General features: G+C 64.9%; 25 protein-coding genes. 6 read left to right on the top strand and 19 right to left on the bottom strand.

Going from position 1 to position 26,422, the window contains the following annotated elements; translation table 11 throughout:
• The 11 genes from Q0L25_RS14510 to Q0L25_RS14460 all read right to left on the bottom strand — a co-directional run bounded on the left by Q0L25_RS14510 (position 1) and on the right by Q0L25_RS14460 (position 13,604).
• A complete protein-coding gene (locus Q0L25_RS14510) occupies positions 1-339 on the bottom strand; it encodes a hypothetical protein (RefSeq protein WP_296615420.1) in 339 nt (112 codons plus the stop codon).
• 185 nt (positions 340-524) lie between these two features.
• Complete coding sequence (locus Q0L25_RS14505; RefSeq protein ID WP_296615418.1) at positions 525-1,484, bottom strand: FecR domain-containing protein; 960 nt, start codon at positions 1,482-1,484, stop codon at positions 525-527.
• A gap of 153 nt (positions 1,485-1,637) precedes the next feature.
• Complete coding sequence (locus Q0L25_RS14500; protein ID WP_296615416.1) at positions 1,638-2,384, bottom strand: energy transducer TonB; 747 nt, start codon at positions 2,382-2,384, stop codon at positions 1,638-1,640.
• Complete coding sequence (exbD, locus tag Q0L25_RS14495) at positions 2,381-2,809, bottom strand: TonB system transport protein ExbD (RefSeq protein WP_296615415.1); 429 nt, start codon at positions 2,807-2,809, stop codon at positions 2,381-2,383. Before exbD ends, Q0L25_RS14500 begins: the two co-directional genes overlap by 4 nt.
• A gap of 30 nt (positions 2,810-2,839) precedes the next feature.
• Positions 2,840-3,598 carry a tonB-system energizer ExbB gene (gene exbB / locus Q0L25_RS14490; RefSeq protein ID WP_296615413.1) on the bottom strand — a complete coding sequence of 253 codons (759 nt, stop codon included), beginning with the start codon at positions 3,596-3,598 and terminating at the stop codon, positions 2,840-2,842.
• Positions 3,599-3,906: 308 nt separating this feature from the next.
• Positions 3,907-4,518 (bottom strand): RNA polymerase sigma factor, encoded by a 612-nt coding sequence (locus Q0L25_RS14485; protein WP_296615412.1) that lies wholly within the window; start codon positions 4,516-4,518, stop codon positions 3,907-3,909.
• A gap of 270 nt (positions 4,519-4,788) precedes the next feature.
• Entirely contained in the window at positions 4,789-6,591 is a 1,803-nt protein-coding gene (locus tag Q0L25_RS14480; RefSeq protein WP_296615410.1) for an ABC transporter ATP-binding protein/permease, read from the bottom strand.
• Between the two features lie 54 nt (positions 6,592-6,645).
• Positions 6,646-7,272 (bottom strand): hypothetical protein, encoded by a 627-nt coding sequence (locus Q0L25_RS14475; RefSeq protein ID WP_296615409.1) that lies wholly within the window; start codon positions 7,270-7,272, stop codon positions 6,646-6,648.
• A 128-nt stretch (positions 7,273-7,400) separates the two neighbouring features.
• Positions 7,401-11,075 (bottom strand): EDR1-related protein, encoded by a 3,675-nt coding sequence (locus Q0L25_RS14470; protein ID WP_296615408.1) that lies wholly within the window; start codon positions 11,073-11,075, stop codon positions 7,401-7,403.
• Between the two features lie 181 nt (positions 11,076-11,256).
• A complete protein-coding gene (locus Q0L25_RS14465; RefSeq protein WP_296615740.1) occupies positions 11,257-12,177 on the bottom strand; it encodes an alpha/beta hydrolase in 921 nt (306 codons plus the stop codon).
• A 5-nt stretch (positions 12,178-12,182) separates the two neighbouring features.
• On the bottom strand, positions 12,183-13,604 hold the full coding sequence (locus Q0L25_RS14460; RefSeq protein WP_296615407.1) for a metallopeptidase TldD-related protein: 1,422 nt from the start codon (positions 13,602-13,604) through the stop codon (positions 12,183-12,185).
• A 112-nt stretch (positions 13,605-13,716) separates the two neighbouring features.
• Here Q0L25_RS14460 and Q0L25_RS14455 point away from each other — a divergent pair, with 112 nt between their 5' ends.
• On the top strand, positions 13,717-15,057 hold the full coding sequence (locus Q0L25_RS14455) for a TldD/PmbA family protein (protein ID WP_296615405.1): 1,341 nt from the start codon (positions 13,717-13,719) through the stop codon (positions 15,055-15,057).
• Between the two features lie 123 nt (positions 15,058-15,180).
• Here Q0L25_RS14455 and Q0L25_RS14450 read toward each other — a convergent pair whose 3' ends face one another.
• Both Q0L25_RS14450 and Q0L25_RS14445 read right to left on the bottom strand, forming a co-directional pair.
• Positions 15,181-16,434, bottom strand: coding sequence for an aminotransferase class V-fold PLP-dependent enzyme (locus tag Q0L25_RS14450; protein ID WP_296615404.1), 1,254 nt, complete (start codon positions 16,432-16,434; stop codon positions 15,181-15,183).
• Between the two features lie 12 nt (positions 16,435-16,446).
• Positions 16,447-16,809: a co-chaperone YbbN gene (locus Q0L25_RS14445; RefSeq protein WP_296615402.1), complete on the bottom strand. Its 363-nt coding sequence runs from the start codon at positions 16,807-16,809 to the stop codon at positions 16,447-16,449.
• Positions 16,810-17,068: 259 nt separating this feature from the next.
• Between Q0L25_RS14445 and Q0L25_RS14440 the strand changes: the two genes are divergently transcribed.
• A complete protein-coding gene (locus tag Q0L25_RS14440; protein ID WP_296615400.1) occupies positions 17,069-17,335 on the top strand; it encodes a helix-turn-helix transcriptional regulator in 267 nt (88 codons plus the stop codon).
• A gap of 39 nt (positions 17,336-17,374) precedes the next feature.
• On the opposite strand, the gene Q0L25_RS14435 is transcribed toward Q0L25_RS14440, so the two are convergent.
• Complete coding sequence (locus Q0L25_RS14435; RefSeq protein WP_296615398.1) at positions 17,375-18,115, bottom strand: LuxR family transcriptional regulator; 741 nt, start codon at positions 18,113-18,115, stop codon at positions 17,375-17,377.
• A 536-nt stretch (positions 18,116-18,651) separates the two neighbouring features.
• On the opposite strand from Q0L25_RS14435, the gene Q0L25_RS14430 reads away from it, so the two are divergent.
• Positions 18,652-18,894 (top strand): helix-turn-helix transcriptional regulator, encoded by a 243-nt coding sequence (locus tag Q0L25_RS14430; protein ID WP_296615396.1) that lies wholly within the window; start codon positions 18,652-18,654, stop codon positions 18,892-18,894.
• A 50-nt stretch (positions 18,895-18,944) separates the two neighbouring features.
• Here Q0L25_RS14430 and Q0L25_RS14425 read toward each other — a convergent pair whose 3' ends face one another.
• From Q0L25_RS14425 to Q0L25_RS14410, 4 genes are all read right to left on the bottom strand, one after another.
• Entirely contained in the window at positions 18,945-19,823 is an 879-nt protein-coding gene (locus Q0L25_RS14425) for a phytanoyl-CoA dioxygenase family protein (protein ID WP_296615386.1), read from the bottom strand.
• 200 nt (positions 19,824-20,023) lie between these two features.
• Complete coding sequence (locus tag Q0L25_RS14420; protein ID WP_296615384.1) at positions 20,024-20,770, bottom strand: LuxR family transcriptional regulator; 747 nt, start codon at positions 20,768-20,770, stop codon at positions 20,024-20,026.
• 359 nt (positions 20,771-21,129) lie between these two features.
• The gene (locus Q0L25_RS14415) at positions 21,130-22,068 is read right to left on the bottom strand and encodes a FecR domain-containing protein (protein ID WP_296615382.1); all 939 of its coding nucleotides are present in this window, start codon (positions 22,066-22,068) and stop codon (positions 21,130-21,132) included.
• A gap of 55 nt (positions 22,069-22,123) precedes the next feature.
• On the bottom strand, positions 22,124-22,660 hold the full coding sequence (locus Q0L25_RS14410) for a sigma-70 family RNA polymerase sigma factor (protein WP_296615380.1): 537 nt from the start codon (positions 22,658-22,660) through the stop codon (positions 22,124-22,126).
• A 221-nt stretch (positions 22,661-22,881) separates the two neighbouring features.
• Here Q0L25_RS14410 and Q0L25_RS14405 point away from each other — a divergent pair, with 221 nt between their 5' ends.
• From Q0L25_RS14405 to Q0L25_RS14395, 3 genes are all read left to right on the top strand, one after another.
• A complete protein-coding gene (locus Q0L25_RS14405) occupies positions 22,882-23,841 on the top strand; it encodes an SMP-30/gluconolactonase/LRE family protein (RefSeq protein ID WP_296615379.1) in 960 nt (319 codons plus the stop codon).
• Positions 23,831-25,009 carry an aldose epimerase family protein gene (locus Q0L25_RS14400; protein ID WP_296615376.1) on the top strand — a complete coding sequence of 393 codons (1,179 nt, stop codon included), beginning with the start codon at positions 23,831-23,833 and terminating at the stop codon, positions 25,007-25,009. The genes Q0L25_RS14405 and Q0L25_RS14400 overlap by 11 nt, the downstream gene beginning before the upstream one ends.
• 115 nt (positions 25,010-25,124) lie before the next feature.
• Positions 25,125-25,610, top strand: coding sequence for an Lrp/AsnC family transcriptional regulator (locus Q0L25_RS14395; RefSeq protein ID WP_296615374.1), 486 nt, complete (start codon positions 25,125-25,127; stop codon positions 25,608-25,610).
• Here Q0L25_RS14395 and Q0L25_RS14390 read toward each other — a convergent pair whose 3' ends face one another.
• Positions 25,611-26,273: an RNA polymerase sigma factor gene (locus tag Q0L25_RS14390; protein WP_296615372.1), complete on the bottom strand. Its 663-nt coding sequence runs from the start codon at positions 26,271-26,273 to the stop codon at positions 25,611-25,613. It abuts the gene before it with no gap.
• Positions 26,274-26,422: the final 149 nt, after the last annotated feature.

Below are 26,422 nucleotides of genomic sequence, written 5' to 3'. Positions count from 1 at the left end.
TTATTTGTCGTCCTTGTGCTTCAGCTGGAACTTCTTGAAGTCGTCGATGAAGGTGTTGAGCGCGACGATATCGGCATTGGCCGATTCTGCTTCGGCTCGCGCATCGTCGAGCATCTTCTGCGCCTTGGTGCGCTTGGCATCGATCTGCGGCTGGAGGCAGTTGATATAGTCCTGCACCGAGGCCGCGATGATCTGCATGTCTTCCTGGCCGATCGAGAAACGCTCGCGCAACTCGGGCTTCTTGCATGTCTTGGTAGCTGCATCCTCAGCCCAGGCCGGGGCGGCAACACTCACCGCGGCCGCTGCCGCAACGATGAGGGTGATACTTTTTTGAAGCATGATCGGTTCTCCAGCGCACCATGCGCCGACTGGAGACCAACGATCAGCAACACCCGAATCCGCAACGGCGTCGCGGCAGGATCAACGCTCGGCTATGGTGCGCAAGAACATTAAAGATCGCGCCAGATGACGCGCGCGATCAACCTCCACCCCCGCGGTCGTCCTGTCAGGACCGGGCAGGCCATTTAGTCGAGAATGGTGACCACACCCGGGACGCGATGCACCGCGACATTCTGCGAGCGATGGAGCGCGTCGAGCCAGGCATCGACCCGAGCTAGGTCGATCACCGCATTGACGCGACGCTGTGCTGCCTGGCGGTCGACCAGGATGAGGCGACCCGGATAATAGGCATCGAGCTTTTCGATCACCTCACCCAGGGGCTTGTTCTCGAAGATCAGGCGCCCTCGCGACCAGGCCAGATCGACATCGGGGTCGACTGAAGTGACCTTGCCTTCCGCGCCGGGCCGATAGGTGACGCTCTGGCCGCGGACGAGATCGACCATGGCATCGCCGGCCTGGACGCGGACCTTGCCGCGCTCGACCATGACCACGCCATCGTCGCCGTCACGGCGCACCGAAAACGCAGTACCGAGCACGCGCACATTGCCTGCACCGGCATCGATGATGAACGGATGTGCCGGGTCGTGCTTGACGTCGAAGAAGACCTCGCCCCGCGCCAGGGTCACGTGCCGGACGCCATCCTTATAAGCGACGTCGATCGCCGCGCCCGGGTTGAGAACCAGCCGCGAGCCGTCGGCAAGCTCGGCTACCTTTTGCGCACTGCCCGGCGCCACCTGGTCGTGGCGCCAATTGTGCTCGTATTGGAAACCGAGCGAAACCGCGAGCGCCAGCGACGCCGCGACAGCAAGGTTGCGGCGATTGGCCCAGGCAAATCGACGCGGACGGACGATGGGCAGCGGGACGACCTTGGGCGGCGCCTCGAGCGCCGGCCCGGCCATATCCCAGATCCGCTCGATCTCGGCATAATGCGCAGCATGAGCGGGTTTTGCGTGCCAGGCAGCGAACGCTGCCCGATCCTGATCGCTCGCCTCTCCCGACGTCAGCCGCACTAGCCAATCGACAGCCTCCTGGGCCGGATCGGCGCCCATGCGGATGGTTGGCGAAGGCTCGTTGTCGTTGATCATGCGCTTAAGAACGTCCGAAAGACCAAAGTACCGCAATCAGGTGCAAAAACGGTTGACGATAGGGGAAAGGCGACCTGCCGTTCGCTAGGCTTTCTGGCCTGCGATGACAAGCTGCCGTGCCGGCCGTTCCTTTCCCGCATCTCGCCCTCCATCTTATCGGCTCGCGGTCTGCCGCTTGAGGAAGAACTCGACCGGCACCAGCAAGTCGATCGTCTGCCCGGTCACTTCCTTGGGCGGCGCGGGGAGCGGGCTTGCCCGGCGGACCAGCGACATGACTTCATCGTCGAGCAGTCCGAAGCCATGGCTCTTGCTGATCCTCGATTGCATCACCCGGCCGCTACGGTCGACGAAGATCTTCACATAGACGACGTCTTCCTGGCCGGACCGCTGCGCTTCGCCAGGATAACGCTTCTTGCGCTCGAGCGCGGCCAACACCTTGCTGTACCAATTCTGCTCGGCGGTCGCCGACTGGACCGGATCCCCGAAGCTCGGCGCCTTGGGGGCGTCCTTGTTGGGCGCTTGCGGTGCCGACTGGGGCGTCGTCACATCGTCCGGCTTCTGGTTGGGATCGGGTTTGCGCTTCTGCTCTTCGGGCGGCTTGATCGGCACCGCCACTTCGGGCTTGATGTCGAGCGCGAGCTTGGGAAGCGGCGGAATCTTGAGTTTGTCGATGACGGGCTTGGGAGTCGCTTCCTGACGCTGGGGCGTCGGCGGCGCGAGATTGGGTGGTGCGGGCGGCGCCGACGGGAGACTTGCCATCTCGACTACCATCGCCGCCGAAGGTGGCCGCGCCACAGCCTGACCGAACCCCAGGAAGATCGCCGCGGCGGCACTTGCATGAAGCCCTAGTGACACGGCGCCGCAGGCGAACACCCTGCGCTGAGCGAGTGCGACTTTCATTGTGCCGCTCCCTTGTCGTCGAGCCCGACCAGCGCGACCTTGAGATAGCCGGCATCCCGAAGGTCGTTCATCAACCCCATCAGGTCGCCATAGGAGACGCCCTTGTCGGCCCTCAAGAACAGCCGCGCATTGGCGTCGCCCTTGGTGCGCTCCTTGAGCCTTGTCGCAAGCTCCGTTCGCGCGACCGGGTCGTTGCCGATCGTCAGCGTCAGACTCTTGCTCAAGGTCAGGATGATCGGATCGTCATTCTGCGGCTGCGCCTGGGCGGTCGACACCGGCAGATCGATCGGCACGTTCACCGTCGCGAGCGGCGCTGCCACCATGAAGATGATGAGCAGCACGAGCATCACGTCGATGAACGGCGTGACGTTGATGTCGTGATTGAGGTCGAGCCCGTCATGGGTGTGCCCCAGTTTCATGGCCATGGCCTGTCTCCTCTCCTCGGGGCCGGCCGCTCAGGCGGCCTTGACGGACACGGTATCGGCGCGCTGCGCGCCGTCCAGGTCCTGGCTGAGAAGGCAGGCGATCTGGGTCGATGCCTCGGACAATTGGCGGCGATAGCCGGCGATCGCGCGCGCCACCGCATTGTACATGACGACGGCGGGAATGGCCGCCACCAGGCCCATCGCGGTTGCCAGGAGCGCCTCGGCGATACCGGGCGCCACCACGGCAAGGTTGGTGGTGTTCGACTGGCTGATGCCGATGAAGCTGTTCATGATGCCCCAGACGGTGCCGAACAGACCGACGAACGGTGCGATCGCACCGATCGTCGCGAGCACCACCGTTCCCTTCATGACCTGGTCGACCGCATTGGTCTCGGCATTGACGAGCCTTGCCGCCACCCGCTCCTTGATCCCTTCGGCGACACTCGACGATGCGAGCTTGCCGAGGCGCGCCATTTCGGTGCGCACCGCCTTGAGCATCGCACCGCAAGCCTCGAGGCGCATCGCACCCGCCTTTTCGATCGACGGCGCGGCGTTTAGGGTTGCGATATCAGCCTTCAGCCGGCTCTTGGCCGAACGCAGTTCGACAAGCTTCGCGATCCAGATCGTCCAGGTCACGAGCGACGCCGCCAATAGCAGCAGCATCACCGCCTTCACGATAAGCGTCGCGTGCGTGAACATTTCCCAATACGTGACGTTGCGCGGCACGACCAGCGAACTCATCGGCACGGACTTGACCGTCTGCGCGAATGCCGAAGCCGACATTGACATCAAGGCGACCGCCCCCAGATAGCCCAAAACGCGCATTCGTCGACTGGCAGCTGCAGAGGAGTTGGGAGGGAAAAGGGCAGTCACGTGCATATCTCCTCTGCAATGCGGCGCATGGCTCGGCCATTTGCAAGAGCAGCGCGCTCCCGAAATGCCCTTCACGAACCACGCCCAAACTATGGTGGCCTTAGAACGACCCAGAGGCCCAAGCCCCGCAATCGAATATCGGCAGCCCAACGCCATCGCGTAACGGCTCGCCCGGCCGAGATCGGCATCGCCCGCGCTCTGGCCGGATGCGAGCGCCTCGCTCGTCATCCCAGCACCGCGGGCTTGCCGGGAGCCCTGGGCGCTGCGGCGCCCAATCCGTGTCCGCAAAGCTCTTCGTTTCTCGCATGCTCGGCCATGCGCAGACGGCAATGGATGAGCGCGCGGGCGATATATTTTTCGGTCAGGCTTTTTGACACGCCGAGCCGCTCGGCGATCTCGCTATGCGTCAAGCCGACAACGCGCGAGAGATAGAGCATCTCGCGCGCCTTTTCGGGCAATTCGGCAAGGGCGCCCTCGACGAGACGCATCTCGCTTCGTGCGACCATCATCGCTTCCGCGTTGATCTCAGGCTCGGGCTCGAGGCAATCCGATGCCTCGTCGAGGAGGAGGCGGCGGCGGCCGCCGGTCCGGATGTGGTCGATGGCAGTGCTGCGCGCCATCTTGGTGAGATAAGCCCAGGCCTCACCATGCGTGTAGCAAAGCGGATTAACGCGCCTAAGCTTCAGATAGAGATCGCTCGCGAGATCAGCGGCGGTTTCGGAGCAGCGTACGACGCGGGCGATCTGATATTCGAGTTGCGGCCGGTTGCGGATGAACTCGGCTTCGATATCGATCGGATCGCCCTCGGCACTCACCGCGACGCGACTCCGGTCCATGGAGATTTACATCCATTATGGACCAAAAATACGCATAGTTCGCCCGCGCATTGCACCACGATGACATGTCCCTCCAGCTGATAGAACGAACCACCAGCCAAGGGACCGCAATCGAAATTTCATTGCGTGCAAGCCGCGGGAATTAGACCCAATTCGGATGGAACTCCCCGAACCGCATCTGCCGGCCGCCACTTAAATTACCAAAATGAGCAACCGTCCGACCCGATCGCGGCCAGTGCATGGCCTTGTTCGACATGGACGAAGCGCCCCTCACCCCGCCTCTCCTTCCGCCACGGCGTGAACGATCATCCGCGGCCGCGCCGCGCCAAGCGGCGCAACGGGAGTCGTCTCGATCATTCGCGATTCGAGGATTTCCCAACTACCGCCTGGAACCAGACGAAGGGCGCGATCATGAAAGCGCAGGATCGTCTCGCGATGCCCGACGCTGATAAAGGTGACGCCGGCGTCGCTCAGCGCCTGGTAGAGCCGCGCCTCGGTCGGAATATCGACCGCACTGGTCGATTCATCGAGGAAGACGAACTTGGGTTTGGAAATCAGGATGCGGGCAAAGGAAACGCGCTGCTGCTCGCCCAGCGACAGGACTTTCGACCAATCGCATTCAGCCTGAAGTCCGCCATTATTGGCAATCAGGTCCGGAAGACAGACGGTTTCCAGGATCTTCTGGAGCTCCGCTTCGGACATATCGTCGCGCCCATGCGGATAAAGGAGCTGCGCTCGAAGATTGCCGAGCATCATATAGGGCTTTTGCGGCACGAACATGGTGTCGCGCGGAGGCGGCATCACCATCCGCCCCGATCCCCTGATCCACAACCCTGCCATCGACCTCAGGATCGAACTCTTGCCGACGCCGGTCTGCCCGATGATGATCAGGCTCTCGCCGGGATCGACCCGCAACGAGACGTGCTGGGCAAGCTTCTGCTCGCCGCCCGGCGTCTCGAAGCAGACATCGTCCAATTCGACATAGTCGCCCTGGTCGATATGGATATGCTCCTCGAGCTTGGCGGCCTGCTCCTCCATGGCATTGAAGCGCTCGACGATCTGCGACAAGCGGACGACAGTCGGCGCAACGCCTGCAAGCATGGGGAAATAGCCCTGAACCGACTGGATGGCGCCGGCCAACGTGCCCGCCGCACCCGTCGCGAGCGCGATCATGCCGAACTCGATCTTGCCGCTGAAATAGAGCGGATAGATGAAGACCAACGGCGCCCATTCCCAGACCTTGCCGGTAAAGAAGGTCAGGAACCCCATCTTCAGATTATAATAATAGATATCCATCCGGTTCTTGATATTGCGGCTGAGCCGGTCGCTGATCTGCCGCTTCTCCATTTCCTCTCCGCGGAAGAACGCGATCGTTTCGGCATTGTCACGGATGCGCAGCAGGCCGAACCGGAAGTCGGCAAAGGCCGCAACGCGCTCGAAATTCTTGCGGATCAAGGGAATGACGATCAGCGTCTGGAGCGCCATATTGGCGAAGGAATAGATGATCACGAACCACATCATGCCGGTCGTCACCTGGGTCATCAGCACGCCGCCGGTAATCAGCCCCAATATGGTCCCGAGAACCTGCCCGGGCAGCCCGACAAAGGCCCCGATGAACGGCTCGACATTGTCCTGGATGCGTTCGTCGGGATTGTCGATATCGCCTTTCATCGCGATGTCGTAATAGGTCTTGTTGCGCATATACCGGTCAACCATCCACTCGGTCATCCAGCGATAATATTGCATCCGCATCAGCGTATTGAGCAGGTCCATGACCTGGCCATAGACCCATTGGCCAAAGCCCAGCGCCGCGAGCAGCCAGAACAGGAAAAACCATTGATGGCTGTCGCGCCCGACGAGCGCATTGGCCTGATCGGAAGCCACGAAGGCAATCTTGTAATTGTAATAGGCCCAGGCCGGCCCCACCAGGATCGAAAAGGTCAGGAGTAGCCAGGATTTCCAATGCGCCTTATTGAGCCAATAGGGCTTCAAGAGCATCCCGATACGGCGCATCAGCCGCCCATCGAGCCGATATTCCTTGGGATCGATCTGAATCGATAGCGCGTCGCTCATTGGAAGTCCTGGGTTGCAAGGGATACAGGCGCGACTCCTCGCCGCGCGGTCACGTCAGCGGAAATTGTCGAGCTTGATCTGGAAGCCGGGCGTATCGTCGTCGGCAAGCTTGGACGCCCGCTTCCAAAGCTGCTCGCCAGCGGCACGATCACCCTTCGCGACCGTCGAGGCGCCCACGAGCACCATGCCGACCGAGGCGAAACGCTTGATCACCGGCCCTGCGTCGCTGTCGCCATGCTCCTCAGCATCGATCGCCTTGTCGCGACACTGACCGAGGCCGGCGAAGAGCTGCTGCGCTTGCGCCGAACGCGCGGCGGCAGTGATACTGTCGGCATTGGCAAGCGTATTCGCCGCATCGAATTTCGGGCGGCAAAAGGCATAGAGAGCCTTGGCGCCCAATATCTTCTTGTCATCGGCCAATTTGCTCAACAGGCCGGAATAGCTTCCCTGGATGCCGACTGCGGTCTTTTGCGCATAGCCCAGCTGCTTTGCCGGCTCCTGGCTCGAATAATTGCGCAGACCCCAGCGGCGATCGTCATTGTCGAGATCTGCGTAGGGATCGCCTGCCTTTGCCGCTGCTTGGGCATCGAGCGCGTTCTGGAAGTTCGGATTGGGACTGTTGTCGCATCCCGACATCAAGCCCAGCACCAGCACTGCCACGAGCGCACGTGTCACGAACATTTCGCCACCTCACCATGACGGGGTTGATCTTTGCCAAGGAGGAACGAGCCGCGAGCGCGCTCACCGCAATCCGCCTCTTCGCTGCGGCAATCGGCACGCGTGAGGGAAACCCCACCCGGCCGAATGGGTTAGAGGTACTCGGGCGCCTGCTCCTCCCGGACGATCTCGACACCTTCGGGCGCCTCGATCTGCGAAATCACCGTGCCGTCGGCGCCGCGGCGATGATGCACCGAAATCATGCCATGAGGCGTCGGATAGCGGCCGCGCGCCCAGTCCAAATCGCCGAGCTTGGGCGCGACCATTACCCGCGCGCATCCCGGCTCAAGCGGCCGGATGCCGAGAACATGCTCGGTCAGGAAAGCCGCCGGCCCGGCCGACCAGCCATGGCACAAGCTCTTGCGAAAACCGGCATGTCCAAACCGGCCGGTGTCGCCATGAATGTCCCGCATGCCCTCGGGCGTCAGTTCATCGATCCGGCCCGAACCTTCGAGCCATTCGACATCGAATTCTTCCCAGAAGCTCGTCGCTCCGCGATCGACCATCGCTCCCCAGAATGCCCGAACCAAAGCGAGCGCAGAGGTCATGTCTCCGGACCGTCCCATGGCCTCGAGCACGTAATAGCCAAGATAGGCGGTGAGGCCGCGCGGATCGTCACCGCCAAGCCCCGGCTCCTCACCCTCGGGAACAAGCCCGGCAAGCAGCCGTAATGCCCGCACGCTCCGGACCTCGCTCGCACCGCCCGGCACCGATCGGGCGCGAGCGAGCAATTGCTCGCATTGCTCGGCTGGCGCCGTGCGCGCCAATGCTCGCAACAGGCGTTCGCCGGCAGCCAATGCCAGCACCAGGAGCGCCTGGAGGCCTTCGGTCAGGGCTTCTTCGTCGCCGAAGCTCGGCCAATCGATGAACCGCATGCCGCCATCGAAGCGTTCACGGCCATCCTCCCCGACATGGCCGGCGATCTTGCCGATCAGCGCTTCGAGATAATCGCCCTGGCGCTCAAGATAGGCGCGGTCGCCGGAATAGACCCACCAGCGCTCCTGGACGATGATCCACCACAAGGAAAAGGCGCATATCCCATTCATCCACCGGTCGAGGGGCGACTTGTCGCGAATGAAATCGAGGCTGCGCGGCAGGACAGCGTTCGGCCCGAACAGCGCCTGGATCGTCCCGACCATCGGATGGATATCGCCTGCCCAGACCAGCCGGTCGCGCTTGATGCCGTCCCACAAATAGGTCTGGAAATTGAGCTGGACCGTGTACGCGGCGACTTCCCAAACCGCGTTCAATTGCGGATCGCTGCATTCGAAGGCGCCGACCGGCTCCTGATCGGCATAGGCCGCGTGGACCCGGACATGGCGCAGCGGCACCGGCGCGACCGGATCGACCAGGTCCAGGCGCACGAAACGGAAGCCCGAGGGCCCCACCAAAGTCGCCCCCTTCCAGGGAAGCGTGACGATCTGATCGCGCACGGCATAATCGTTGCCGCTCGCCCGATCGCCGAGCTCGCTCATCGCCTCGGAGACGGATTCGCCGAAGCGAACGCGCAGTCGCGGCAAGGCCATGACCGGCACGATCGGTGCGGTCACGCCGATCTCGAGCGAGCCATTGAGCTCACGGCCGAAATCGAGCAGCACCGATCCGGTTTCGCCGCTCTCCTCGAGCAGGATGCACGGCAATTCGATCCCGGGCTCGACCGGTCCCACCTTCTCACCCGACAGCAATTGCTCCACGTTGAAGACGCCTGCCTTGCTCGTCCACAAGATGCGCGCCGGCGCGACGATCCGAATGCGTTGTGCGAGCGGCTCGCCCGGCGCCTCGAGCAGGGAAGCAGGTGGGAGCGTGGCAGCCTCGATCGGAAACCGAACCGGCTCGGGCGCGCTCGGCGCGGCAGGCTCATCGATCGCGGCACCGGTACGCGCAAGGATGAGATAGGAGGCACCGGTCACGCGAAGCACGTCGCGCGCGGAGCGATCGCCATCGCGATGGCCGAGCGCACTACGGTCATGCTTGATACCGAGCCGGTCGAGCGCCGCGACGACCCGTTCCAGCCTGTCCTCGGCGAGCTTGTCCAGGATGATGCAGGCGGCGCGGCCCGAAGGGCTGCCGGCCATGACCCAATCAAGCGATCGCAATTGCTCGAGATCGCTTTCGTCCGGATGCTCGACGGGAAGCGGAAAGCCGTCCGGGCGGGGTGCATCGCGGTAAAGATACCGCCCCGTCATATCGACATAGTCCTTGAGCGCGCCATCGCTCAGATCGGCAATGAAGCGCCCCATGACATCGACCACGATTCGGTCGCCATTCTCGAGCACAATTTCATTCCAGGCATGGCCGCCGGCCGATCCGTCGGGCAGCATGTAGTTGCCGCGCACGAGCGCCGCGGGCAGCCCGCAGGCATCGGCGAGCACCTTGAACAGGAGCGACCGGTGGCGGCATACGCCGGTTCTTGCCCGGATCAGCTCGCCAAGCGAGACCTGTACGCCCGCCAATCCCTTCTCGCCGCCCATTGCGGCCAGGATCGCCGTGTTGCGCTCGGGGTCGCCCTCGGCCAGCAGGTCGGCCACGAGATCGGCCAGGAAGTCGGCTCGCTCGAGCCGCGACCCCAGGCCCGCCGTTCCGGCGATCGCCTGATCCATGACCGCTTTCAGATCGGGATCCTCGTCCGGCGAACGCGCGATCATGATCTCGCGGAATTGTTCGCCGAGAGGCTCTCCATTCGCATCGAACTGAAGATGCCGGCCCCCATCGCGCAGGCCGAACAGGATCGGCTGGTCCTCGGAAATGCGATGCGAGCGATTGTACTCGAGCGATTGCGCGGGCCAGTCCACTGGCGCCCGGTCCGGACCGTCGGACGCCCCGGGTGCCGTTGTGGTTGCACCACACCTCAACAAGAGGAGATAGGACGCGCCACGCACGCGAAGGACCTCGAACACCTCAGACGGCTCGTCGCGCTGCCGCAGGGAACAGACATCCGCTCGGATCGACAGGCGAGCCAGCGAGGCGACCAAGGCGGCCCGCTCAGCCTCGTCGATTTCCGAAAGAAACACTGCGGCCGCCCGGCCGGCGGAACCGCCGATCTCCACCCATTGGTGCGATCTTATGACATCGAGATCGGCCCTGTCCGGATCGGCGACGGGGGGCGGAAATCCAACAGGCTGGTCGGTGCCCGCGTAGAGCAATGTACCGGCAAGGTCAGCATAGCCGCGCAGTTCCGGGTCGGCGAGATCGGCGATGAAATGCCCCATGACGTCGACGACGATGCGATCGCCATTTTCGAGCACGACCTCGTTCCAGGCGTGGCCGCCCGCCGAACCATCGGGCAGCATATAGTTGCCGCGGACGAGCGCGCTGGGCAGACCGCAAGCGTCGGCAAGGACCTTGAACAATAACGAACGATGACGGCAAACACCCGTCCCTGCCCTGATCAGGGCACCGAGCGACACTTCCGTGCCGGCCAGTTCTCCTGTCCCGCCCAGCCCTGCGATCAGCTCGACGTTCCGGCCTATGTCATTCTCCGCGAGGAGCCCTGCCACGTAATCGGCCAGGTAATCGGCCTTTTCGAGCCGACTCGAAAGCTCGGACGTCGCGGCGACTGCCGTGTCGATTGCCGCTTTCAGATCGGGATCCTCGTCCGGCGATCGCGCAACCACGATCTCGCGAAAGGGCATGCCGACAGGCTCACCATCATTGCCGAACTGCAAGTGCCGCCCGCCGTCGCGCATGCCAAAGAGGATCGGCTGATCCTCGGCGATGCGATGCGAATGATTGAATGCGAGCGACTGCTCGATAAAGTCCGACGCCATAACTCACTCCAAAATCGAAGACGCCCCGCGATCCTCGCGAGGCGCCGATCCGAGCGGCGCCTGACGCCATGCCGGAGGAACAGCGCACCGAGATGCGCCGGTCATCGCAGCGACGGCCCGGTCAGACCGCCCGGGAAACTTTTGGGAAAACGTGCCGCAATCTCTCCGACCGCAATGCGCGTCAGCCGCACGCCGCTTCGCGTTCGCGTACCGCCAGGCGCTCGGTCGCGGCCGCCACCCAGCGCGTCATCAACTCGGGCCAGAGCGCGAGCGAGGGATCGGCCATCCGTTGCAGCCCGAAGCCGTGGCCGCCTTCGGGAAAGAGATGTGTGGACACCGCGATCGACCGCTTGCGCAACGCATCGCGAAACAGGAGCGAATGCTCGACCGCGACCAGCCCGTCATCCTCGGCATGGACGATGAAATGATCGGGTGTATCGCGCCCGACATTGTTGTGCGCGCCCGCCGCATGGCGGGCCTCTTCATGAACGTCGCCGAGCAACAGCTGCTGACAGACCGGCAAGGCATGCGGGCCGCTCATGGTGATGACGGGATAGACGAGCGCCGACAGCCACGGCCTCGCCGGCAGTCCGTCCAGGCGATCGAAAGCGGGATAGGCCGGACGCGCGTGACAAGTGGCGAGTGTCGCGCACAGATGCCCGCCGGCCGAAAACCCGATGGCGAGGACTCGCTCGGCGTCGAAGCCGCACCGTTCGGCCTGGCCCCTGATCACGCGCATCGCGCGCTGGGCGTCGGCGAGCGGCACGCGTGCACGATCGGCCCAGCCTTCGCCCGGCAGACGATAGAACAGGACGAAAGCGTGATACCCCTGCTCCGCAAGCCAGGCGGCGACCTCATAACCTTCATTGTCCATCATCACGACGGAATAGGCGCCGCCTGGAATGACCAGGGCCGCCATGTTGTTCGGACGCTTGGGCGTGAACACCGCGAGCCAGGGGTCGGCGATCCCGCGCACGCACCGGTTCTTGCCGTCCGCATCGCCCAGAATGGTAAAATCGGGCAGCGTCCCCGGTCGCTCGATATCGCCCCTGCGCCAGAGGAACAGCCGTTCCGGCTCGCTCCCGCTCGCGTCCCCCAGCATCACCGTCAGGCGCCCGCGCCGCCGACGGTCAGGCCGGCGATCTTGACGGTCGGCTGGCCGATCCCGGCGGGCACGTTCTGCCCATCCTTGCCGCAATCGCCGACGCCGGGATCAAGCGCGAAATCGTTGCCGATCATCTCGACGCCCCGCATCGCGCGCGGCCCGTCGCCGATCAGGGTCGCATTCTTGACAGGCGCCACGATCTTGCCGTCCTCGACCAGATAGGCCTCGGTGCACTGGAACACGAACTTGCCATTGGTGATGTCGACCTGGCCGCCGGCCATGTTGACGGCGTATAGGCCGCGCTTGAGGCTAGCAATGATCTCGGCCGGATCGCGGTCGCCATTCTCCATATAGGTGTTGGTCATGCGCGGCATCGGGCGATGCTGGTAGGATTGGCGGCGCCCATTACCGGTCGGCGACATTCCCATGAGCCGCGCGTTCAGCCGGTCCTGCATATAGGTCTTGAGGATGCCGTCCTCGATCAGCACCGTACGCCTGGTCGGCGTGCCCTCGTCGTCGATGGTGAGCGACCCCCGCCGATCGTCGATCGCCCCATTGTCGACAATGGTGACGCCGGGGGCTGCCACCCGCTCGCCGATCTGGCCGGAATAAGCCGAAAGGCCTTTCCGGTTGAAATCCCCTTCCAGGCCGTGGCCGACCGCTTCATGGATCATCACCCCCGGCCAGCCGGGCCCCAGCACCACATCCATCTCGCCGGTTGGTGCGGCGATCGCCGACAGATTGACACCGGCCACCCGGCACGCCTCGTCGGCGAGCGCCTGCCAGCGCTCGGGCTCGAAGAACGGCGCATAATCGTGCCGGCCGCCGATCTTGGCAAAGCCGGTCTCACGCCGCCCATTGCGCTCGAGCGTCACCGAGATGCCAAGCTGCGCCATCGGCCGCATGTCCTCGAAGCGCTCGCCATCCGGCCGCAGCAAGGTGATCGCCCGGCGATCGGCATTGAGGCCGATCTCGACGCGCACCGCCTCGGGATGACGCTTGCGCACATAGGCGTCGATTTCGCCCAGGAAACTTGTCTTGGTCTCGAAATCATAGCCTTCGAGCGGGTCGACATTCCGGTAGATCAGCCGATTGGCGCGAACCGGAGAGAGTTCGAGCGTGGCCTCGCGTCCCTTCTTGGCCTGGGCGGCGACACCCGCGGCACGCCTGAGCGCCGACCTGGAGAGATTGCACGAATGGGCATAGCCGGTACGCTCCCCTTGCACGACGCGCACCCCGAAACCGGCACCAGCACTGTAGCCAGCGCCTTTCAGCCGGCCATCGTCCCAGCCCAGATGCTCGGACCGCCCATCCTCGAAATAGAGCTCGCCATCATCGGCGCCCAGCATGGCGTCGGCGAGAACACGTTGCGCTTCGGCCCAGTCCAGCCCCTGATCGGCCCCATCGGGCGCGATATTGCTCATTCGATCACTCCAAAGGTCTTGTCCGTCTCCGCCCAGAACGTGCGACACCCCTTCGCCCCGCACTCGAAAGCCCTGGTTGCGGCATCGCGGCGCAAGGATCGTTTGTCGCGGCATGACCGAGACCATCATCGAAGCGCAGCCGGCGACCGACGCCGATTTTCTCCACGACGTCGCCGCACGCGCGCTCAAGGCCGGGGCGAGCGACGTCCAGGTCGACGGACGGGCGAGCCGCTCACTCAGCGTCGACGTGCGCGACGGAAGCTTCCAGGACATCCGCCACGACGAGATCGCGGCAATCAATGTCACGACCTATGTCGGCAAGCGGCGCGCGACGCTTGGCACCAACAAGTTCGCGCGCGCCGACATCGACCAGCTCATCGACCGCGTGATCGCGATGACCCGCCTAGCCCCGGAAAATCCCTTCTATGGCCTGGCCGGCCGCGACGAGATCGTCGGGCCCGGCAACGACGCCTTTCTGGCCCTATACGACCCTTATGAGCCGACGCCCGAGATGCTCGAGGACTGGGCCGGCCAGGTCGAGGAGGCGGCGCGCGCGATACAGGGTGTCGTCAGCACCGACAGCGCAGGCGCAAGCTGGGAGGCAGCGACGGGGCGTACGATCAACACGGCCGGACTCGACCGCCGTTCCGACGGCACCCGGTTCGGGGTCGGCGTCGGGGTGATGGCGGCACGCGGCGATGCCCGTGAAGTTGCCGGCGCGGGCCGGGGCGCACGGTGGCATTCGGACCTTCCCGCTTGTGCCGCGATCGGGACCGAAGCCGGCATGGATGCGGCCGCCAAGCTCGGCGCGCGCAAGATCGCAAGCGGCAACCATCCGGTGATCTTCGACCGCCGGATCGCAATGTGCCTGATCGAGCCGATGCTTGGCGCGATTACCGGCGAGAATATCGCGCGCGGCACGTCGTTCCTGAAGGATCGCCTGGGCGACCAGGTCTTCGCCAAGGGCATCACGCTCACCGACGACGCGTTCGTGGTGCGCGGCCAGGCCTCGCGCGCATGCGATGCCGAAGGAATCCCGCCCCAGCGCCGCGCCCTGGTCGACCGCGGCGTACTGACTGGCTGGATGACCGACCTTGCCGCCGCCCGCGAGCTTGGCCTCGCCAGCACCGGCCATGCCGGCGGCCCGACCAACTTGACGATACTTCCGGGCGACACGGACCAGGCGGGACTGATGCGCGCTGCGGGCCGAGGCCTGCTCGTCGATGCGCTGTTCGGTCCGTCGCTCAACCCGCATACCGGCGACTGGTCGGTCGGCGTGTCCGGGCAATGGTTCGAACAAGGTGAGATCGCCTATCCGGTGAGCGAAGTCACGGTCGCGGGCAATCTCCTCGACCTCTATGCCGGGCTTGTCGCAGGCTCCGATCTGGAATTTCGCGGCGCGGCCAATGCGCCATCCCTGCTCGTCCCGCAGATGGCGATCGGCGGCCAATAGCCCCCTTCCCTACTCTGATCCTTTGCCAAGGCCACGCGGCGTACCGCCGGCGTGGCTAAACATTGCGGGTCCGCGCCCTTCCCCGGCGCCTGCGCGCCGGCCCGCAAGCAGGTTCGGAAAGGATCAACGGCCAGGCCAACCGCGGCGGTCGAGCACGTCCGCGAGAGCCGCCACCTCGTCCGGCTCGACATAGGCCTGGGCACAAAGGCGGAGCAGCAATTTGTCGCCGAAGGCGAAGCTGTTCGCCTGGATGCGTGCCGTCCGCCAGAGCGTTTCCTTCAGCTGGTCGGCCTGGGCGCGGCTGGTCCGGCCGCGCTGCGGCAGAATGAACGACCGCATGAACGCGCTGCAGCCGGCTGGAGCCGCGGGGACAAGCCCGATCCGTTCGAGATGGACGCTGCCGTCCTCGAGAACCTTCGCGCAATGCGCGTCGAGGCCGGCGGCATCCATCCGCTGCCAGAATTGGAGCGCTGCCGGGAGCGCCGCCCAGGCCGAATAATCGCGCGTTCCGATATAATCGAAACTCTGGGGAAATCCCCAATCGGCGGCTTGCCCGGTCACCGGGGGCCGAGGAATGTTTGGGGCATGCGGCGCGCAGTGCAGGAAGGCGGTGCCGCGGGGTGCATACAGCCATGTATGCGCGTCGCCCACATACCAGTCGGCGCGGATCGAGCGCAGGTCGAGCGCTATCTGTCCCGGAGCATGGGTGCCATCGACCAGGATCGGCACCTCATAATCATGAAGCAGATGGGCGATCGCGCGGACCGGCAGGCGGATGGCGGTCGGAGCGGTAATATGGTCGATGATCGCGAGTGCCGGGTGATGGCGGTGGATGGCGGTTTCGATCGTGTCGAGCACCTGGCCCGGCTTCAACGGGATGGGCAACGAGACCAAGGTTGGTTGGGCGCCGGTCTCCCGGCAGCGGCGCTCGACCGCGCTCAGAACCGCCGAATTGTGGTGATTGGTCAGCAATATCCTGTCGCCAGCCTTGAAGGGCATGGAGCGGAGCACCGCCTCGATCCCGGACGTGGCATTCTCTACTAGGGCGATCCGCCCCGCCTCGGCGCCGACGAACCGGGCGAGTGCAGCGGCCGCCTCCCGCACGCGGCTCGCTATGGACCCTGGCATCACGCGGGTGGCAAAATGGAGATCGGGTTGCGTCTCGATGCGGCGGCGCTCGATGTCCTGGGCGTAGCCGACGATCCTGGGGCACGCACCATATCCCCCGTGGTTGAGATGGATCGCATCCTTTTCCAGCCACCACAGGTCGCGCGCCGAAGCGCCTAGCCGGGCGACCCGGTCGGCCCGCTCGACGGGAGCCCAGCCGGGCGGAGGGACGCCAAGCGGCGCCCGCACCGCGGACTCGACATCGAGCATGGCGACCATCCGTCAGCCCGCCTCGGCGCCGCCAAGATGCTTGGTGAGCCAGGCCTTCATCTCGCCCTGCCCCGCCAGGCCGGCAAAGCCGGCAATGTCGGTGCCGCGGTCGAACAGGATGAAGGTCGGCACCGAGCGCACGCCGAACAATTTCGCCCAATCGTCGTTGCCCGGCATCTCGGGATTGAAGATCTCGAGCTTGACGATGTCGAGCTGCCCGGAAAATTCCTCGGCGAGCGTCTCCAGCACGGGAAGCATCGCCTTGCAGGGCCCGCACCAGCTCGCCCAGAGTTCGACGAGCACCGGCTTGTTGTCACGGATGAGCTCATTGAGCTCATTGGCCTCGATATCGCGCAGTCGGGCTGTTTGGGTCACGCAGAACCTCGCATCGTGTTTCGAACCAGGAAAGACCGCTCGCATCCGACGGCCTCTTTGCGGTGTATTGAACGGTCAAGACGCGCGGCGACCGCACCGGGCACGAAAAGGCGGTACCGAAGCCTTGCACGCGAACAGCAAAATGGTGCCCTCAAGGTTCCCAAGTCGGACGGCCTGCCTGATCTCAATCGCCCTCGCCGCGCGCATTGTGGAGTATATCCTATAGTCAGAATCGGCGTCCGCGGCTCGCCTCGCGCGCATGGCGGGAGAAGCGCGACAATTGCTTGCGGCAAACCTGCGCGCCTTGCGAAGAGCGCGCCGGATGACGCAAGAAGACGTTGCCGGCGCCGCCGAAATCGACCGATCCTATATCAGCGAAATCGAGAATGCGCGTTTCTCGGCATCGATCGATCTCGTCGAAAAGCTCGCCGAGGCGTTCGGTATCGATTTTGCCGAATTGTTCGACCGAACGCTTGCCGCCCGGCTCCTGGAGGATCGGACAGCCGGCCGAACCGAAATGCGGTGACGATCGACAGCCCTCCCCCGGCCAGGACGGCTCCTTGGGTCAGGGCGCGATGGCGTCGTCATAGCCGATGAACCCGAACCGCAACGCGGCGGCGACCAATTGCGACCGGCTGACGACGTCGAAGTCTTTCCGCAGCATCGCCATATAGGTCCTGACCGTGCTTTCCTTCAGCCCCAGGATGATGGCGATCTCGGCATCGGTCTTGCCGATCGCGACGTATCGCAGGCATTCGAGCTTGCGCCGGCTGAGGAGAGGCACGGCGGCCGAGCGCGCTGGAAAGCCGTGCAGTCGCCGCGCGGCGTTGAAGGCTTCGGCGCCGAGCAACGCCGCGGCACGGCGGTTGGCGACAGGCGGGAGGTCGGGCCCCTTGGTTGCGAAGGTACAGCAGCCATGCGGCTCGCCGATGACGCCGACGGGAAGCGTATAGCCATTGCCCAAGCCATGCCGCGCGGCATCCTCAAGAATGTGGCGATGGCGGTCGCCGAGGGGCACGAGCTTGCGGATGGCGGACCAGGCAAAAGCCGTGTTGGTGCGCTGCGCGGCGAGCAGAGCCGGATCGTCGAGATAATATTTGCGCCTGACGAACGTTTCTTCCCAACTGCCGAAATTGTTGAGATCGATCAGCCCGTGCTGGGGCAAGCGGAACGCGAGGCCGTGCACGAGTGCCAGAAGAGGAAAGCCCAATTCGCGCGCAGCCGCCTCGGTATGCGCGAACAGGTCGGCCGCGCGGGTGGTGCGGGCTGCGAGCTCGGCAAAATGTTCGATCAGCGCGAAAGGCATGATGCCTCCTGCGCCTTGCCGACCGACAGCAAGGGATGCGCCGGCCTTTGCGGGAACACGGCCTTTGTCCGCACGCCGCAACCAGGCGCGCCGCACATATTCCACAAAATCGGGCAGTCGGTCGGTGACGGCGTGTGTCGGCGGCATTGGCCGCTCAGGCGGCCCCGCCCTGTGCCGGGCACGTCACCGGGGGCAGCGCTCGCTTGCCCGCACCGATCGACAGCCTAGCCATGCAGGTCACCCACAATCTCCTTGTCCCGCAGCGAATTTACCTGGCCGGGCCGATACGACCGGTCGTGCGCGATGCGGGTTGAGCGCAAAATGCGAGATGAGCGTCGCCGCTCACCGCAGTAACGATCTGGTCGAGGTGAATACGTAACAGCTTGATCCGAAATAATAATCCCGATCCGGTCCAATTGCGTTGGGCGCGGAAAGAAGCCTTGCGCTGCAAGAATTATCCACGTTGCCGACGCCTCCCGTCCTTTGTGGAACATATCCTATAGGCTTTTGAACCCCCGCCCGCTCGCTACGCGCGCATGGCGGGAGAAGCGCGACGACTGCTTGCGGTGAACCTGCGCGCCTTGCGAAAGGCGCGCGGGATGACGCAGGAAGACGTCGCAGGCGTCGCCGAGATCGATCGCTCCTATGTGAGCGAAATCGAGAACCAGCGCTTCTCCGCCTCGCTCGACATGGTCGAGCGCCTGGCCGGTGCCTTCGGATTGCCGGTCCACCGGATGCTCGATCCGGACACCGCCCGGGACGCGAGCCCGAGGCGGTAATCGGCCGGGCCTGCGTGCCGCTTGGGGCAAGGCGTCGCTGCCGTGCTCGATCATCCGCCGAGCAGCCCCGCCCCGGCCGCATGTTGCTCGGCCACATAGCGCGCGAGCGCTTCCTCCTGGTCGGGACGCAAGGCATCGATGGCGGCGATTCCGTCGATCGTACCCTCGCGCAAAAGACGCGAAGGGCATTGGCCTTCGACATTGCCGAGATTGGGGCGGTGCTGGGCATAGCCGACCAGGGCCGCGAGTTCGGGATCGAAGGTCCGCGCGATATCGGGCGGATAGACGAGATACTGGTTCTCGAACGTGCGAAGCCATCCCAGGCAATAGCCGGTCAGGAGGCATCGCCGGCGCTCCTCGGTCCGGTTGCCGCCGCCGCCATGAACAATCGAGCCGAGGAACAGCAATGCATCGCCCGGCGCCATCTCGGCGGCGACGGGCACACCCTCGGGCTGATCGGGGGCCTCGGCGCGATGGCTCCCCGGCCATAGCAAGGTGGCGCCATTGTCGGCCGTGAACGGCGTCAGCGGCCAGATCACATTGACCTGATATTCGACATCCCCGCGCGCGACGCCCCAAAGATCCTGGTCGCGATGGGGAACCTGGGCAAGGGCGCCGGGATGAAGCTCGATCGCCTGGGTGAGGTTGAGGACGATCCGGTCGCAGGCGCGGCCCAGCACCGCCTCGACGATCGCCAGCACCTTGCGATGCCGGACGATAAGCGCGGCAAGCGCCGACCGGCGCAGAAGCGCACCAAAGCGCTTGGTCTTCTCGCCGTAGAAATTGCCCTGGCAGAAAGGAGCGCGCGCGAAATGCTCTTCCATGTCCCGGTCGAGCGCGGCGATGACCTCGGCCGAGGCGGCACCCCGAACGATGCAATAGCCCTGGCCGAGCAGATCGGCCGTGAGATTGCCGATATCCTCAGTCATCGCGCGGACCGTGCCCGGGGCATGGAAGGCGCGCCGGGTTCGACGCCGCCGGCCATCAAGGCCGTCATGACAAACATGCTCGCGGCCTGTCGATCGTGCTCGAGAGGCGGGTGGAATTGAGTTGGGAACGTCATCGCATGGTCCTCGCTTGAGTTGTCGCGGGGGCCAAAAGAGCAGCGAGGACGCGACCGGACTATTCGTCAAAACGGTGGTATTGCATCGTCATAGTCTATGACACCGAGCCGCAAGGCGGCGGCTGCGAGCTGGGCTCGGCTCACCACATCGAAGTCGCGGCGCAACAGCGCCATGTAGCTGCGGACGGTCGAGGCGCTGAGGCCAAGGATCGTGGCGATCTCCGCATCGGTCTTGCCCATCGCGACATAGCGCAGGCAGTCGCGCTTGCGGCGGCTGAGACGCGGCGCCTTCATGGCGCGTCCCGGAAAGCCGTGCAGCCGGCGAGCCTCGCGAAACGCCTCCGCCCCGATATGCGATGCCGCCAGGCATTCCAGGCGCGAGGGCAACACCGCCCGCTCGGTCGCAAACGAGCAACAGCCATGCGGTTCACCCAGCACCCCGACCGGCAATGTATAGCCCGTGCGCAGGCCATGCCGGCCGGCTTCGCCGAGGATCGCGAGCTGGCGCGGGGAAAGCGGCAGGAACTGCCGGATGGCCGACCAGTCGAAGCCGTGCGTGATCCGTTGTGCCGCGAGCAATCCCGGATCGTCGAGATAATAGCGGCGCTCCATGAAGACGTTGGACCATTCACCGAAATTCTCCAGATGGATGAGCCCGCGGCGCGGGCAACGGAAGGAAAGACCATGGACGAGCGCGACGCGCGAGAAGCCGAGCTCGCGGGCGGCCGCTTCGGTGAGCGCGAAGAGCTCGGCCGGGCTATCCGTTCGGGCCGCTTGTTCGGAAAATTGCTCGATCAGCCGGTTCAGCGGCATCGGGTGGCATCCCGAGCGCACGCGAGTGGCTGCCCGTGGCAGGCCAATTGCTCGCCCATTGCGGCCAACAGCCGCCCCCGGCGGCCGTCGCCTATATTCCACAAATTGAGGCCGGCGATGGCGACGGCAAAAGGTGAGGTCGACGCCGCTAGGCCGGCCACCACAACAGGATCGGCCGGCACCGGCATTCGGGCGATACGTCGAATGCGGGATGACCAGTCCGACACCCTAAAACGCGCTCAATTGTCCGGCAACTGACTGTCATGACGGGATGAAAACGAGCGACCGCGCCCGAATGCGCAAGAGCTCGGGATGTTCGCGGCCCGGTTAGGAGCGCATCGGCAGGCAATGATCGGTCGCTACCGGAGCAGGATCGCGATCCCGATGTCCGTGGTCGAAAGACCCTGGCTTTGGGCAAGGGCTGCAATGTCGCGATCGGCTTGCCGGGTGCGCACCACACCGCTGACGAGACGATGGCCGGCAGCCGCGTTGAGCAGCACCAGCCTTCGGCTGCTATACCGGTCCAAAACGGCAACCACTTCTGAGAGCGGCCGCCTCGAAAAGCTGAGGCGCCCGTCGCGCCAGGAGATGGCGTCGCCAAGGGCAGAGCCTTCGAGGCGGCTGGGTGCTCCGTTACCGGTCCAGCTTGCCCCTTCGCCGGCATGGAGGATGACCGCCGTGCCGTTCGCGCGCGCCGATGCCAGCCCGTTGGTCACGATCGCGCGCGACTGTCCGTCGCCACGCTCGACATCGAAACCGGTACCGATATCGCGCACCACGCCGCCACCGGCCGCCACGTCGAACGGCCGTGCTTCGTGCGCGACCTCGACATGGATCCGGCCTCTCACGAGCTGGAGGTGACGCTGCCTGGCGTCGAAGGCGATGTCGACCGCCGAGTCGGCATCGAGCCAGAGCCTGCTGCCATCGGCGAGCACCATCTGCCGGGATTCGCCACGTCCCGTACGCAAGTCGGCGAAGCGGGCCGGCACGTCGAGATTGACCACGGTAACGATGACGGCAACGGCCGTCACGCCCAATCCGGCCACGGCGCGCCGTCGGCGCCGTTCGGTCGCCAATGCCCGTTTGTGCGTATCGCGGACGACCGGCCCGGCCTGGTCGAACGCGGCAAGCGTCGAGGACATGCGCTGGAAAGCCTGCGCATGGGCGGGGTCTTCCTCCTGCCAGCGCAGGAACTGCGCTCTTTGTTCGTCGGACAGCGGGCCCAGCGAATGCCGCGCCACCCAGAGCGACGCGGCGCGCTCGAGCGTGCGAGACGGCCTGGATCGGGCGTCAGTCATGGCCGACAGCATAGCCCAATCCGGAAAGCTGCAAAGCAGCCTCTATCGGCCATGGTCAGGCCTGCTCTCGCGCGGCCCAGCTCGCCAGCTTGAGGATCGCTCGGGCGAGATGACGCTCGATCGACGTCGAGGACAAGGACAGGCGCTCGCCGATCTCGCGCTGGGTGAGGCCGTCATAGCGGTTGAGGATGAAGATTTCGCGGGTCCGGGCGGGCCAGGTCGCCAGTTCCTCGGCGAGCCGCCACAAGGCGTCGCGCGCGATCGCGAAGCGCTCGGGATGAAGGTCGTTCACCACCGGCTGCTCAGGCGCCAAGCCGTCGCGCCGGATCTCGGCCCGGCGCCGCTCATCGCGGCAATGATTGGAGGCAAGATTCGCTGCCGTCCGGAAGATGAGGCGTCGCGGATGAAGGGCATCGACCTCGGCGGTCGACAGACGGATGAAGACGTCCTGGGCAATGTCTTCGGCGGTTGCGCGGCAGAAGAGCCGGCTGGTGAGGAACCGGACGAGGTCGTGACGGCTGTCGATCAGGGCGCGGACGATGGTGGCGTCCTCGACGCGCTCGATCGGCATTGCCTCACTCATCACGGGCATCTCTCGGGTCTCCCGCGCGTGTCCTTGACGGCAGGATAAACGACCAAGCCCCGCGAAACTCACACTGCCGGCACGAATTGGCCGCGCGCGTCCCGCGCCGGCGCTCCGATTGCGGCAGGATTGCCGATAGCACGTTCTAGCCCGCAACCGGGCTGCGCCGACGAAGAACGCCGCGCCGCCTTGACCGGGCCAATGACGAAGATGGGACGCATCAAGCCGATATGATCGACCAGGAATTTGAGCTCGCGACGATGACCGGCACCCCGGGCGGCGGGCAGCCGAGCCAGGCCCAAGACGCCGTGCGCCCGCACACCATAGCGACGCATGCGCGCTTTCCGGTGCGCACGATCGAGCGGACGTATCGCGACCGGCTTGGCGAAGGGTTGATGTGGTCGCCAACCCAGAATTCGGTCTATTGGACCGACATTCTCGACCGCCGCCTCCATCGCCTCGATCTTGCTACCGACGAGGTCCGCAGCTGGGACATGCCCGACACGATCGGCTGGGTCCTGGAACGCCGGGGCGGCGGCCTCATCGCCGGCCTCGGCCGGCGCATCGTGTCGCTCGCGCTCGACCCCGTTCGGACCACCGTCCTGTTCGACCCCGAGCCCGATCGCGACGGCAATCGGATGAACGACGCCAAGGCCGATCTCGACGGCAGGCTTTGGGCAGGCACGATGCCCTTTAACTGCGACCGTCCGACCGGCGCCCTGTATCGGTGCGACCCGGAAACCGGCGCCGAGCGGGTCGACGACGGCTATGTCATCACCAACGGGCCGGCTTTCAGCCCCGATGGCGCCTGGCTCTATCACACCGACAGCGGCCTCGGGACGGTCTATCGCTTCGCTTGCGATGGCGGTGTGCTCGGCCCGCGCGAACCGTTCATCCAGTTCGAACCCGATTGGGGCAAGCCCGACGGCATGACCTGCGACAGCGACGGCGGATTGTGGATCGCCCATTGGGGTGCGGGCTGCGTCAGCCGCTTCACGCCCGAAGGCACACGCGAGCTCGCGATCGATCTGCCCGCTTCGCAAATCACCAATTGCCTGTTCGCAGGTCCCAATCTCGACAGGCTGTTCGTAACGTCGGCGCATGATGGCCTCGACGACCCCGAGGCCGGCAAGCTGTTCGAAATCGCGACAGGCCGGCGCGGCCTCGGCGCGTGCCGTTATGCGGGGTAGCACGACGACGGCGACATCGCCGGCGAGCGATCTTCGCGGCAAGATCGATCGAGGCCATGCACCGTCGCGCCGCAGCGTTTTCGGCCATCTCGACGATGGCCGCCGGGTCGAGGCGGTAACGCTCGCCAACAGCCACGGCGTCTCGGCGACCATCATCGCTTATGGGGCGAGCCTGCAGTCGCTGCTGCTGCCGGGCGAGACCGGCACGCCGGTCGATGTCGTGCTCGGTCATGGCGACCTCGCCGGCTATCTTGGCCATCGCTCCTTTTTCGGCACGACGGTCGGCCGCGTTGCCAACCGCATCGCCGGCGCAAGCTTCGTAATCGACGGCAAGAGTTACACGGTGCCGGCCAATGACGGGCGCAACGCGCTCCATGGCGGCGCTCGCGGTTTCGACCGCGCGCTCTGGGACGTGGCCGCGATCGATGCGGCAGGTATGCCGTCGGTCGAATTGCGCCATTTCAGCCCGGCGGGCGATCAGGGATTTCCGGGCAATCTCGGGGTCGTCGCCCGCTACGCGCTCGACGAGGCGAACATATTGGCGATCGACTATTGGGCGACGACCGATCGCCCGACCGTCGTCAATCTGAGCAACCACACGTACTGGAACCTGGCAGGCGAGGGCGCGTCGCGCAGCGCGATGGACCACATCCTCACGCTTGCCGCCGATCATTTCCTGCCGGTGACGAGCGACCTCATCCCGACCGGCGCCCGCGCCGATGTCGGCGCGACACCGTTCGATTTCCGCAACGGCCGCCCGATCGGCACGCATCTGCGCGACGCGCGCGATCCGCAAATCGTCAACGGCCGCGGCTATGACCATTGCTGGATTACCGACCCCCTCGATAGCGGCCATCTCCACCGGATGGCGGATGTCACGGAGCCCGTCTCGGGGCGGGGTTTCAGCCTGTGGTCGAACCAGCCCGGCCTGCAATTCTATTCGGGAAACTTTCTCGATGGCACACTCATAGGCAAGGCTGGCCGCTTCTATCGCCAAGGCGATGCCCTGGTGCTGGAACCGCAACGCCTGCCCGACTGCGTCAATCAGCCGGGCCTCGGATCGGCTCGGCTCGAGCCGGGCCAAGTCTATCACAATCGCATCGAATATCGCCTCGCATTGGGCGGTGCGGCGCAATCATGCGATCCCATTAGAGATGATAGGCCGTGAGGATTGCGACATTGGCGCTGCTGCCGCGTTACAGTCTCGACGAGGCGATCGACCGATCCCCACCTCGCTCGACCGCCCGGCGGACGCGCGACCGACATGGAGCATAGCATCTAGGATGGATTCGATCGACCTTCGGATTCTCTCGATCCTGCAGCGTGACGCCAATGCACGGCTCGCGCAGATCGCCGCGGCCGTCAAATTGTCACCGAATCCATGCTGGCGCCGGATCAACAAGATGGAGAGCGAAGGCGTCATCACCGGGAGGGTGGCGCTGCTCGATCCGGCCAAGCTGGGCGCCGGGACGCTCGTCTTCATCAAGCTGAAGACGGCGTGCTCGAGCGAAGAGGAAGCGGAGCGGGTCGGGGAGGCGATCGCGGCGCTGCCGGCGATCACCGAGGTCCATCGCGTGACCGGCGGCGATCTCATGCTGAAAGCCCAGATCGGCCGGGTAAGCGACTATGATCGCCTTTATCGCCGGCTGATCGCCGTCGCCCCTGTTACCGAAATCAATGCCACCTTCGCCATGGCGACGTTCAAGCAGACGACCGCCATTCCCTTGCCGAACGAGGATGAGGGCGAGGACAAGCGTGACGCCGCGTGATCAGCCCTTGCGCCGTCCCCAGCGCAGGACGTTGCCGGCCTTGGCGGCCTGATCGCGCCGGACACGCTCGGTCAATTTCGAGCTCATGACCTCGAGTTCGGACACTTCCTTCAATCGCTGGCGACAATGGGCGAGCGCCATGGTGACATATTTCTCGACGAGGCTGCGCGATACGTCCATCCGCTCGGCGATTTCGCTATGGGTCAGGCCATAGACGCGCGACAGATAAAGGATTTCGCGACATTTTTCCGGAAGCTCGCCGAGCGCTCCTTCGACGATCTGCATGTCGCTCCGGGCCGCCGCCACATTTTCCGGGCCGCTCGAATGATCGGTTTCCAGCGCGTCTCCTGACTCGGCGAGGATCTGACCGCGCCGCGCCTCGATCCGGACATGGTCGATCGACATGGTCCGGGCCATCCGATAGAGATAGGTGACCGCCTCGCGCTCGCTGGTGAAGGTCGCGTCGACCCGTCTGAGCTTGAGATAAAGATCGCTCGCCAGATCGGCGGCCGTCTGCCGGCACCGGACATAGCGGCTGATATGATTTTCAATCGCCGCGCGCCGGCGAATGAAAAGCGCACCGACATCGATGGGCTCGACCGCCGTCACGTGGCAGCCACCCCGGCTCGGGCCCGCGACCCCGGGGCCGATGACCGACCCCATCGCAATCGTCTCCCGGGTCCTGCGTCGTGCATAAACATGTCACCCAATAGAACGAACAACCACGCACCGAGCCACACCGAAAAATATATTGCGCAAAACGGCTTCAACGCGAAAGTCCGTATCCCCACCCCATCGACCGGGCAGCGACC

It is taken from the genome of Sphingomonas sp. (assembly GCF_024508665.1).
GTDB lineage: Bacteria > Pseudomonadota > Alphaproteobacteria > Sphingomonadales > Sphingomonadaceae > Sphingomonas.
Note: the sequence above shows the minus strand (reverse complement) of the source record. Positions and strands in the feature narration are given on the sequence as shown.

Bases quoted from the DNA above. Each gene is read 5' to 3' on its own strand.
- Q0L25_RS14510 (WP_296615420.1), bottom strand. From the start codon at position 339: ATGCTTCAAAAAAGTATCACCCTCATCGTTGCGGCAGCGGCCGCGGTG.
- Q0L25_RS14505 (WP_296615418.1), bottom strand. From the start codon at position 1,484: ATGATCAACGACAACGAGCCTTCGCCAACCATCCGCATGGGCGCCGAT.
- Q0L25_RS14500 (WP_296615416.1), bottom strand. From the start codon at position 2,384: ATGAAAGTCGCACTCGCTCAGCGCAGGGTGTTCGCCTGCGGCGCCGTG.
- exbD (WP_296615415.1), bottom strand. From the start codon at position 2,809: ATGGCCATGAAACTGGGGCACACCCATGACGGGCTCGACCTCAATCAC.
- exbB (WP_296615413.1), bottom strand. From the start codon at position 3,598: ATGTCAATGTCGGCTTCGGCATTCGCGCAGACGGTCAAGTCCGTGCCG.
- Q0L25_RS14485 (WP_296615412.1), bottom strand. From the start codon at position 4,518: ATGGACCGGAGTCGCGTCGCGGTGAGTGCCGAGGGCGATCCGATCGAT.
- Q0L25_RS14480 (WP_296615410.1), bottom strand. From the start codon at position 6,591: ATGAGCGACGCGCTATCGATTCAGATCGATCCCAAGGAATATCGGCTC.
- Q0L25_RS14475 (WP_296615409.1), bottom strand. From the start codon at position 7,272: ATGTTCGTGACACGTGCGCTCGTGGCAGTGCTGGTGCTGGGCTTGATG.
- Q0L25_RS14470 (WP_296615408.1), bottom strand. From the start codon at position 11,075: ATGGCGTCGGACTTTATCGAGCAGTCGCTCGCATTCAATCATTCGCAT.
- Q0L25_RS14465 (WP_296615740.1), bottom strand. From the start codon at position 12,177: ATGCTGGGGGACGCGAGCGGGAGCGAGCCGGAACGGCTGTTCCTCTGG.
- Q0L25_RS14460 (WP_296615407.1), bottom strand. From the start codon at position 13,604: ATGAGCAATATCGCGCCCGATGGGGCCGATCAGGGGCTGGACTGGGCC.
- Q0L25_RS14455 (WP_296615405.1), top strand. From the start codon at position 13,717: ATGACCGAGACCATCATCGAAGCGCAGCCGGCGACCGACGCCGATTTT.
- Q0L25_RS14450 (WP_296615404.1), bottom strand. From the start codon at position 16,434: ATGCTCGATGTCGAGTCCGCGGTGCGGGCGCCGCTTGGCGTCCCTCCG.
- Q0L25_RS14440 (WP_296615400.1), top strand. From the start codon at position 17,069: ATGGCGGGAGAAGCGCGACAATTGCTTGCGGCAAACCTGCGCGCCTTG.
- Q0L25_RS14435 (WP_296615398.1), bottom strand. From the start codon at position 18,115: ATGCCTTTCGCGCTGATCGAACATTTTGCCGAGCTCGCAGCCCGCACC.
- Q0L25_RS14430 (WP_296615396.1), top strand. From the start codon at position 18,652: ATGGCGGGAGAAGCGCGACGACTGCTTGCGGTGAACCTGCGCGCCTTG.
- Q0L25_RS14425 (WP_296615386.1), bottom strand. From the start codon at position 19,823: ATGACTGAGGATATCGGCAATCTCACGGCCGATCTGCTCGGCCAGGGC.
- Q0L25_RS14420 (WP_296615384.1), bottom strand. From the start codon at position 20,770: ATGCCGCTGAACCGGCTGATCGAGCAATTTTCCGAACAAGCGGCCCGA.
- Q0L25_RS14415 (WP_296615382.1), bottom strand. From the start codon at position 22,068: ATGACTGACGCCCGATCCAGGCCGTCTCGCACGCTCGAGCGCGCCGCG.
- Q0L25_RS14410 (WP_296615380.1), bottom strand. From the start codon at position 22,660: ATGCCCGTGATGAGTGAGGCAATGCCGATCGAGCGCGTCGAGGACGCC.
- Q0L25_RS14405 (WP_296615379.1), top strand. From the start codon at position 22,882: ATGATCGACCAGGAATTTGAGCTCGCGACGATGACCGGCACCCCGGGC.
- Q0L25_RS14400 (WP_296615376.1), top strand. From the start codon at position 23,831: ATGCGGGGTAGCACGACGACGGCGACATCGCCGGCGAGCGATCTTCGC.
- Q0L25_RS14395 (WP_296615374.1), top strand. From the start codon at position 25,125: ATGGATTCGATCGACCTTCGGATTCTCTCGATCCTGCAGCGTGACGCC.
- Q0L25_RS14390 (WP_296615372.1), bottom strand. From the start codon at position 26,273: ATGGGGTCGGTCATCGGCCCCGGGGTCGCGGGCCCGAGCCGGGGTGGC.